6 protein-coding genes and 1 pseudogene are annotated in these 8,937 nt (G+C 74.1%); 4 read left to right on the forward strand and 3 right to left on the reverse strand.

Annotation, left to right across the window (positions count from 1 at the left end; genetic code table 11):
- The first annotated feature begins 19 nt into the window (after nucleotides 1-19).
- From KK617_RS02360 to KK617_RS02375, 4 genes are read left to right on the forward strand one after another with little or no spacing between them, the layout of a single operon-like run.
- On the forward strand, nucleotides 20-3,070 hold the full coding sequence (locus KK617_RS02360; RefSeq protein ID WP_277497800.1) for a glycosyl hydrolase: 3,051 nt from the start codon (nucleotides 20-22) through the stop codon (nucleotides 3,068-3,070).
- Nucleotides 3,071-3,092: 22 nt separating this feature from the next.
- Nucleotides 3,093-3,878, forward strand: coding sequence for a (Fe-S)-binding protein (locus tag KK617_RS02365; RefSeq protein WP_277497806.1), 786 nt, complete (start codon nucleotides 3,093-3,095; stop codon nucleotides 3,876-3,878).
- Nucleotides 3,879-3,895: 17 nt separating this feature from the next.
- Nucleotides 3,896-5,359, forward strand: a complete 1,464-nt coding sequence (locus KK617_RS02370) for a lactate utilization protein B (protein WP_277497807.1) — start codon at nucleotides 3,896-3,898, stop codon at nucleotides 5,357-5,359.
- A complete protein-coding gene (locus KK617_RS02375; RefSeq protein ID WP_277497801.1) occupies nucleotides 5,356-5,994 on the forward strand; it encodes a lactate utilization protein C in 639 nt (212 codons plus the stop codon). The genes KK617_RS02370 and KK617_RS02375 overlap by 4 nt, the downstream gene beginning before the upstream one ends.
- 18 nt (nucleotides 5,995-6,012) lie before the next feature.
- On the opposite strand, the gene KK617_RS02380 is transcribed toward KK617_RS02375, so the two are convergent.
- From KK617_RS02380 to KK617_RS02390, 3 genes and pseudogenes are all read right to left on the reverse strand, one after another.
- The gene (locus KK617_RS02380) at nucleotides 6,013-6,447 is read right to left on the reverse strand and encodes a DUF779 domain-containing protein (RefSeq protein ID WP_277497802.1); all 435 of its coding nucleotides are present in this window, start codon (nucleotides 6,445-6,447) and stop codon (nucleotides 6,013-6,015) included.
- Complete coding sequence (locus KK617_RS02385) at nucleotides 6,447-7,970, reverse strand: aldehyde dehydrogenase family protein (protein WP_277497803.1); 1,524 nt, start codon at nucleotides 7,968-7,970, stop codon at nucleotides 6,447-6,449. Before KK617_RS02385 ends, KK617_RS02380 begins: the two co-directional genes overlap by 1 nt.
- 376 nt (nucleotides 7,971-8,346) lie before the next feature.
- Nucleotides 8,347-8,937: pseudogene (locus KK617_RS02390) on the reverse strand (hypothetical protein); the annotation flags it as partial.

Here is an 8,937-nt window from a genome sequence, read left to right on the forward strand (position 1 = left end):
GCCCCTCTCGGAGACCCCCATGGACAACGACGTCACCTCCGCCGGCCCCGGCAGCACGCCGACGGGCGGCCCGCGCCTCGACCGCCGCCGCCTCCTGACCGCCGCCGTGGCCACGGCCGGCATCGCCACCGTCGCGACCGGCGCGGGCGCCTCCCCGGCCGCCGCGGCCGGCAACCCGCACCCGGGCCTGCCGGACGACCTGGCCCGCCGGCTGACCACCCCCGGCCTGGCGACCGCCGCCGGCTTCCGCTGGTGGTGGCCGCACGGCGCCGTCGACCCGGCCCAGATCAAGCTCGAGGTCCAGCAGATCGCCGCCGCCGGCTTCGGTGCCGTCGAGATCGCGGACGTCACCCACAGCCTCCGGGCCCGCGACATCGAGATCCCGCTGGCCACCCAGGGCTGGGGCACCCGGTCGTGGGTGGACGGCGTGAAGGCCGCCCTCGGCGAGGCCGGTCGCCGCGGCGTCCGCGTCGACATCACCGTCGGCCCCTCGTGGCCGGCCGCCGTCCCGACGCTGACGCCGGACGACGAGGGCGCCTGCGCGGAGCTCGTGCACGGGCGGGTCGCCCTCGCCGCGGGCGCGACGTACGACGACGCCCTGCCCGCGCCGGTCGTGGAGCCCGTCGAGGCCGCCACCGTCCGCACGCTCGTCGGCGTCCAGGCCGCGCGCGTCGTCACGCCGGGCACCGCCCGCGCGGAGGCCGTGCTCGACCTGGCCTCCGTCGTCGAGCTGACCGACGAGGTCGTCGACGGCCGCCTGACGTGGACCGCGCCCGCGGGCACCGGCTCGTGGGAGCTGCTCGCCTACTGGCAGCGCGGCTCGGGCCAGGAGCCCGAGGCCGGCCCGCACACCGACCCGCGCTGCTGGGTCGTCGACCACTTCTCCCCGCTCGGCGCGCAGGCCGTGATCGACCTGTGGGAGTCCACGATCCTCGACGACGAGCTGCGCCGCCTCCTGCGCTCCGCCGGTGGCTACCTCTTCGAGGACTCCCTCGAGATCGAGACCGAGGCGACCATCTGGACGCCGCGCTTCCTCGCCGAGTTCGCCGAGCGCCGCGGCTACGACCTGCGGCCCTACCTGGCCTGCGTGCTCGAGCTCCACGAGCGCTACCAGTTCGCCTTCGACGCCACCACGACGATCCGGGTGCGCGACGACGTCAACCAGACGATCTCCGACCTCTACCGCGACCACCACCTCAAGCCGATCCAGGCCTTCGCCCGCACCCTCGACATGGGCCTGCGCGTGCAGCCCTACGGCCTGGAGACCGACACGGTCGAGCACAGCGCCGTCGTCGACGTGCCGGAGACCGAGTCGCTCGGGTTCAAGAACCTCGACGACTACCGCGTGATGGCGGGCGGTCGCGACCTCGGCGGCCGCACCGTGCTGTCGTGCGAGGCGGCCTGCTACAACGGCGGCGCCTACTCGACGACCTGGGAGCGCGCGCTCCAGACGATCCACAGCATCTACGCGGCCGGCGTCAACATGGCCGTGCTCCACGGCTTCGCCCACGCCACCGCGCCGGGCGTGACCTGGCCCGGCTTCGCGGCGTTCTCGCCGTACTACAACGGCGCCATCGGCTTCGGCGAGGCGTGGGGCCCGCGCACGCCGCTGTGGCAGCACATGCCCGGCATCGCGGCCCACCTCGCCCGCACCCAGCTGGTGCTGCAGACCGGTGTCCCGAAGTACGACGTGGTGTTCCTGCGGCCCAAGGGCTGGGCGTCCACCGGCATCGGCGCCCCCTGGGCGACCAACGACGGCATCCCGCTGGGCTGGACCCACGGGTTCGCGACGCCCGCGCTGCTCGACCTGCCGCTGGCGACCGTGCGGGACGGCCGGCTCGCGCCGGACGGTCCGGCGTACAAGGTGATGATCGTGGGCCCGGACCAGTTCCGGGGCAACCGCCTGTCGATCGAGCTGTCGGCCGCCCGCCGGGTGCGCGCGCTGGCCGAGGCCGGCCTCAAGGTCGTGCTCATGGGCGACTGGGCGAACCTGGCCGAGCCCGTCGGCGTCGAGTCCGCGGAGACCGTGGCGCAGATCCGCGCCGAGATGGCCGCGGTCGCGGCGCTGCCGACGACCCGCACGGTGGGCGCGACCGCCAACGCCGACGTGCCGGGCGCGCTGGCCGCGCTGGGCGTCACCCCCGACGTCACCCACGAGCGCTCGACGGTCATGTCGGTGCGCCGGGTGCTCGCCGAGGGCGGCGGTGTCGACCTCTACTACCTGGCCAACGCCAAGCACGCCGAGAACCGCCGCCTCACCCGCGTCACCCAGGACGTGTGGCTGACCGCCACGCGCGCCGACGCGGTGCCCTACCGCCTCGACACGTGGAGCGGCACGCTCACGCCGGTCGCGTTCCACGAGCGGTCCGGGTCGAAGGTGCGGGTGCGCGTCGACCTGCAGCCCGGCCAGTCGACCGTCGTCGTGCTCGCCGCGCCGGCGCGCTCCGAGCGTCCGGTCTCGGTCGTCGCCACCACGGCCGAGGCCGTGTCGGGCGACGAGCGCCGCATCGTCGTGCGCTCCTCGACCGCGGGGCGCCACACGGTCACCCTCGCCGGCGGACGCACGAAGGTGACGACCATCGCCTCGGTCCGCGCGCCGCTGACGCTGGGCACGTGGGACCTCGAGGTCGAGGACTGGACGCCGGGCCGCACGGCCACGACGACCACCCGCACCACCCGCCGTACCCGGGTGGAGGGCCTGCGTCCCTGGTCGCAGATCCCCGGGCTGGAGGACGTCTCCGGCATCGGCCGCTACTCGGTGACGATCGACCTCGGCCAGCAGTGGCCGACGGGCACGGGCGCGCTGCTCGAGCTCGGCGCGGTCGAGGACACCTTCCGGGTGTCGGTCAACGGCCAGGCGCTGCCCCCGTGCGACCCGCTGGTCACGACGGTCGACCTCGGTCGCCGCCTGCGCCGCGGCCGCAACACGATCCAGGTCGAGGTGGCCTCCACCCTGCTCAACCGCCTGCGCACGGTGACCCCCGAGGTGTACGGCGTGGCGACCCGGCAGAACTATGGTCTGCTGGGCCCGGTCCGGCTGGTCCCGTACGTCGAGCAGGAGGTCAGGTGAGCGTCCCGTGCGCGTCGCGCTGATGGTCACCTGCGTCAACGACGCCATGTTCCCGGCGACGGGGCAGGCGGTCGTGACGCTGCTGGAGCGGCTGGGGGTCGAGGTGGACTTCCCGGTGGCGCAGACGTGCTGCGCCCAGCCGATGGTCAACACCGGCTACCTCGACGAGGCGGTGCCGGTCGTGCGCACCTTCGTCGAGGCCTTCGCCGGGTACGACGCCGTGGTCACCCCCTCCGGCTCGTGCGCGGGCTCGGTGCGCCACCAGCACTCGCTGGTGGCGCGCCGCTCCGGTGACGCCGGGCTCCAGGCCGCGGTCGCGGAGACCGCGCCGCGCACCTACGAGCTCACCGAGTTCCTCGTCGACGTGCTGGGCGTGACGGACGTGGGGGCCTACTTCCCCCACACCGTCACCTACCACCCGACGTGCCACTCGCTGCGCACGCTGGGGGTGGGTGACCGGCCCCGGCAGCTGCTGGAGGAGGTGCGCGGGCTGCGGCTCGTCGACCTGCCCGGCGCCGAGGAGTGCTGCGGCTTCGGTGGCACCTTCGCGGTGAAGAACGCCGACACCTCCGTGGCGATGGGGGCCGACAAGGCCCGCCACGTGCGCTCCACGAACGCCGAGGTGCTGGTGGCCGGCGACAACTCCTGCCTGCTCCACATCGGCGGCATGCTCTCGCGTCAGCAGGCCGGCGTGCGGGTCGTGCACCTCGCGGAGATCCTCGCCAGCACGGAGGCCGGGCCCACGGGCTCCGCCACCGAGGCGGGTACGCCGGCCGCCGCCACGCCGCGCGCCGGGGGTGCTACGTGACCGGCACCTTCGTCGGCATGCCGGCGTTCCCGACCGCCGCGCGCGCCGCGCTCGGCGACACCCAGCTGCGCCACAACCTCGCCCACGCCACGGGCGTCATCCGCGGCAAGCGGGCCGCGGTCGTGGGCGAGGTGGCGGAGTGGGAGGACCTGCGCCTCGCGGGCGCCGCCGTCAAGGACTCGGCGCTGCGCGACCTCGACGTGCAGCTCGAGCGCCTCGAGGCCTCCCTGGTCGCGAACGGCGCGACGGTGCACTGGGCCCGCGACGCCGAGGAGGCCTGCCGCATCGTCGCCGAGGTGGCCCGGGCCCACGAGGTCGACGAGGTCGTCAAGGTGAAGTCGATGGCGACCGCCGAGATCGACCTCAACGAGGCGCTCGCGGCCGAGGGCATCGCCGCCTGGGAGACCGACCTGGCCGAGCTCATCGTGCAGCTCGCCGGTGACCTGCCCAGCCACATCCTCGTGCCGGCCATCCACCGCAACCGCGCCGAGGTGCGGGAGATCTTCCTGCGCGAGATGGGCGCCGTGGGCCGGCCCGCCCCGGCCGACCTCACCGACGAGCCGGCCGTGCTGGCCGCTGCGGCCCGGGCGCACCTGCGCGAGAAGTTCCTGCGCGCCAAGGTGGCCGTCTCCGGCGCCAACTTCGCGGTAGCGGAGACCGGCACGCTGGTCGTCGTGGAGTCCGAGGGCAACGGGCGCATGTGCCTGACGCTGCCCGAGGTGCTCGTCAGCGTCGTGGGCATCGAGAAGGTCGTGCCGACGTACGCCGACCTCGACCCCCTGCTCCGGCTGCTCCCGCGCAGCTCCACCGGCGAGCGGATGAACCCCTACACCTCGACGTGGACGGGCGTGACCCCCGGCGACGGGCCGCAGGAGGTGCACGTCGTGCTCCTCGACAACGGGCGCACCCGCGCGCTGGCCGACGACGTCGGCCGCCAGGCCCTGCGCTGCATCCGCTGCTCGGCCTGCCTCAACGTGTGCCCGGTCTACGAGCGAACCGGCGGCCACTCCTACGGCTCGGTCTACCCGGGCCCCATCGGCGCGATCCTCAACCCGCTGATGAAGGGGACCGGCGACCCGCAGACGGACTCGCTGCCCTACGCCTCCTCGCTGTGCGGCGCGTGCTTCGAGGTCTGCCCCGTGCGCATCGACATCCCCGAGGTGCTCGTGCACCTGCGCTCGAAAGTGGTCGACGGCCACCGCGAGGACCGCGTGCCGAAGGCCGAGGCCGTGGCGATGAAGGGCGCGGCCTGGGCCCTGTCCGACCACCGCCGCCTCGCCCGGGTCGAGAAGCTGTCGGGCCTCGGCGGCCGGGTGCTGGGCCGCTTCGGCAAGCGGCACCTGCCCGGCGGCCGGTCGGCGGCCGGACCCCTCCCCGGGCCGGGCGCCGCCGCCTGGACCGGGGCGCGCGACCTGCCGGCCCCGCCGCGCGAGTCCTTCCGCGCCTGGTGGGCGCGCACCCGTGGGGAGGAGCAGCGATGAGCGCCCGCGACGAGATCCTCGGCAGGGTGCGCTCCGCGCTGGCCGGGGTCGAGCGGACCCGTGAGGTGCCCGACGCACCCCGCGTGCCGGCGTACTCGCCCCAGGAGCGGCTCGACCTCTTCGTCGAGCGGGTCGAGGACTACAAGGCCGTCGTCGAGCGGTGCTCGCCCGCCGAGGTGGGCGAGCGCGTGCTCGCGGCGGTACGGCGGCACGCCGGCCCCGCCGCGCTGGTCGTCGTCCCGCCCGACCTCGACCCGGACGTGGTCGCGGCGCTGTCGGCGGGCGACGTCGGCACCGTCGTCGACGCGCCGGGGGCGCCGCTCAGCGCGCTCGAGCTCGACGACACCCAGGGCGTCGTCACGGCGGCCCGGGTGGGCATCGCGGAGACCGGCACGATCGTGCTCGACCACGCGCCCGACCAGGGACGGCGGGCGATCAGCCTCGTGCCGGACCTGCACGTGTGCCTCGTGCGCGCCGACCAGGTCGTCGACGACGTGCCCGACGCGGTCGCGCTGCTCGACCCGGCGCGCCCGGCGACGTGGATCAGCGGGCCCAGCGCGACGAGCGACATCGAGCTCGACCGCGTCGAGGGCGTCCACGGCCCCCGCACGCTGCACGTGCTCCTCGTCGGCTGAGCCCGCCGGGGCGGGGCGTCAGGACGCGTCGGCGATCCTCTTCTCGAGCGCCAGGAACTCGTCGTCGGTGAGGATCCGCGAGCGCAGCAGGAACCGCAGACCCTCCGGGGCCTCGAGGGAGAAGCCGGCCCCGCGTCCCTTCACGACGTCGATGGTGAGGTGGGTGTGCTTCCAGTACTCGAACTGCGCCCGCGACATCCACACGGGCACGGCGCGCTCCAGCCCGACGTCGAGGTCGCCGAGGTGGATGTCGGCGTCGCCGGTGAGGAAGTCGCCGTCGGGGTAGCACATCGGCGCCGACCCGTCGCAGCAGCCGCCGGACTGGTGGAACATCACCGGTCCGTGCGTCTCGGTGAGACGCCGCACGAGCTCGGCCGCCGCGTCGGTGACCGCCACCCGCACCGGCTCGGGCGGCAGCGGCGCGCCGCCGGAGCCGGTGTCGGGGGTCGTCATCAGAAGAAGCCCTGGGCGTTCTGGGAGTAGGACACCAGGAGGTTCTTCGTCTGCTGGTAGTGGTCGAGCATCATCTTGTGGTTCTCGCGGCCGATGCCCGACTGCTTGTAGCCGCCGAACGCGGCGTGCGCCGGGTAGGCGTGGTAGCAGTTCGTCCAGACGCGCCCGGCCTTGATGCCGCGGCCCATGCGGAACGCGCGGCTGCCGTCGCGCGACCAGACGCCGGCGCCGAGGCCGTAGAGGGTGTCGTTGGCGACCTTGAGCGCGTCGGCCTCGTCGTCGAAGGAGGTCAGCGCGACCACGGGGCCGAAGATCTCCTCCTGGAAGACGCGCATCGAGTTGTCGCCCTCGAAGATCGTCGGCTGCACGTAGTAGCCCTCGGCCAGGTCGCCCTCGAGCACGTTGCGCTCGCCGCCGGTGAGGATCTTCGCGCCCTCCTGCTTGCCGATGTCCATGTAGCTGAGGATCTTCTCCAGCTGGTCGTTGGAGGCCTGCGCGCCGATCATCGTCGTGTCGTCGAGCGGGTTGCCCTGCGTGATCTTCTCGACGCGGGCGACGGCCTCGGGCACGAAGTCGCTGTAGATGGAGCGCTGCACGAGCGCGCGGCTCGGGCAGGTGCAGACCTCGCCCTGGTTCAGCGCGAACATCGCGAAGCCCTCGAGCGCCTTGTCGTAGAACGCGTCGCGCTCGGCGGCGACGTCCTCGAAGAAGATGTTCGGGCTCTTGCCGCCCAGCTCGAGGGTGACGGGGATGATGTTCTGGCTGGCGTACTGCATGATCAGCCGGCCCGTGGTGGTCTCGCCCGTGAACGCGATCTTGGCGATGCGGGGCGAGGAGGCGAGCGGCTTGCCGGCCTCGACACCGAAGCCGTTGACGACGTTGAGCACGCCGGCGGGCAGCAGGTCGCCCACCAGTTCGACGAGCTTGAGGATCGACCACGGCGTCTGCTCGGCGGGCTTGAGCACGACGCAGTTGCCGGCCGCCAGCGCGGGGGCGAGCTTCCACACGGCCATGAGGATGGGGAAGTTCCACGGGATGATCTGGCCGACGACGCCCAGCGGCTCGTGGAAGTGGTAGGCGTAGGTCTCGGAGTCGATCTCCGAGACGCCGCCCTCCTGGGCGCGCAGCGCGCCGGCGAAGTAGCGGAAGTGGTCGACCGCGAGGGGGAGGTCGGCGGCCAGCGTCTCGCGCACCGGCTTGCCGTTGTCCCAGGTCTCGGCCACGGCCAGGGCCGGCAGGTTCGCCTCGATGGTGTCGGCGATCTTCAGCAGGACGTTCGAGCGCTCGGTGGGCGACGTGGCGCCCCACTTGTCGGCGGCCGCGTGGGCGGCGTCGAGGGCGGCGTCGATGTCCTCGCTCGTGCCGCGGGCGACCTCGGTGAACGGCTTGCCGTTGACCGGGGAGATGTTCTCGAAGTAGCCGCCCTTCACCGGGCCCACCCACTCGCCACCGATGTAGTGGTCGTAGCGGGGTTCGACGGTGACGAGCGAGTCGGCGGAGCCGGGAGCGGCGTAGACGGTCATGGGGTGGGATCTCCTCGGTGCGTGAGGCGGTGTGTGACTGCGCTCACACGCTAGGGCTGCCCACGTTGCAGGACCGTTGCGCGCCGCTCCCGGCCGGGAGCGGGCGGTCGGCGGGGGCGGCGGGCTCCCGCGGAGTGCGTGGATTCAGTCCTCGGCCCGCGTTCCGGCTGAACCTGCGCACTCGGGCGCGCGAGGGCGACCGCCTGCCGCCGCCCAGGCGCCGCCGCCCGGGCGCCGCCGCCCGGGCCCGCCTCGGCCCCGGGCCGCCGCGACTCTGCGACGAACACCTGTGGTCTGCGGCCCAGGCATCGGCCGCAGACCACAGGTTTCCCCGCCTGGGCGGGGAAACCTGCAGCAGGCGGCCGGGGTACGGCGGTCAGCCGATGGTGATCCCGCCGTCGGTGACGATCACGTAGAAGCGCTTGCGGTTCGTCGACGTCGTGACCGAGCCGTCGCTGAGGCGCGGGCTGACGACGAGGTGGTTCGTGTTGTTCGTGCCCGTCGGAGCGCAGGCCACGATCCCGGCCAGGCCGCAGGTGGTCGCGGTGATCTCGCCGGAGAACTCGGGGTTGGCGTCGGCCGCGCCCGCCCGGCCGTTGGTCACGCCGTCGCCGTTCTGGTCGACCTGGTTCTGCAGCGCGATGGTCGCCACGATGCCCGAACCGGTGAGGTCCTCGCCCGCGTTCACGTAGACGTTGCCGGCCGCGCGCAGCGCGTTCGAGGGCGCGCCCGCCGGGGCGGTGTTGGCCAGCTCGGGGTACGCCGCGGCGACCGTGAAGCCGCCCGACTGGTCGACGATCGCGCCCGAGGCGTCGATGAGGAACCAGCGGACGCCCGGCCCGGCGGGGCCCTGCTCGCCCTGCTCGCCCTGGGGTCCCTGCTGGCCCGGAGCGCCAGGCGCGCCCGGCGTGCCGGGGGCGCCCTGGGGCCCGCGGGCACCGGGGGCGCCCGTCGCGCCGCGCGGACC

The sequence above is a fragment of the Nocardioides sp. ChNu-99 genome (assembly GCF_029493445.1).
Taxonomy (GTDB): Bacteria; Actinomycetota; Actinomycetes; order Propionibacteriales; family Nocardioidaceae; genus Nocardioides.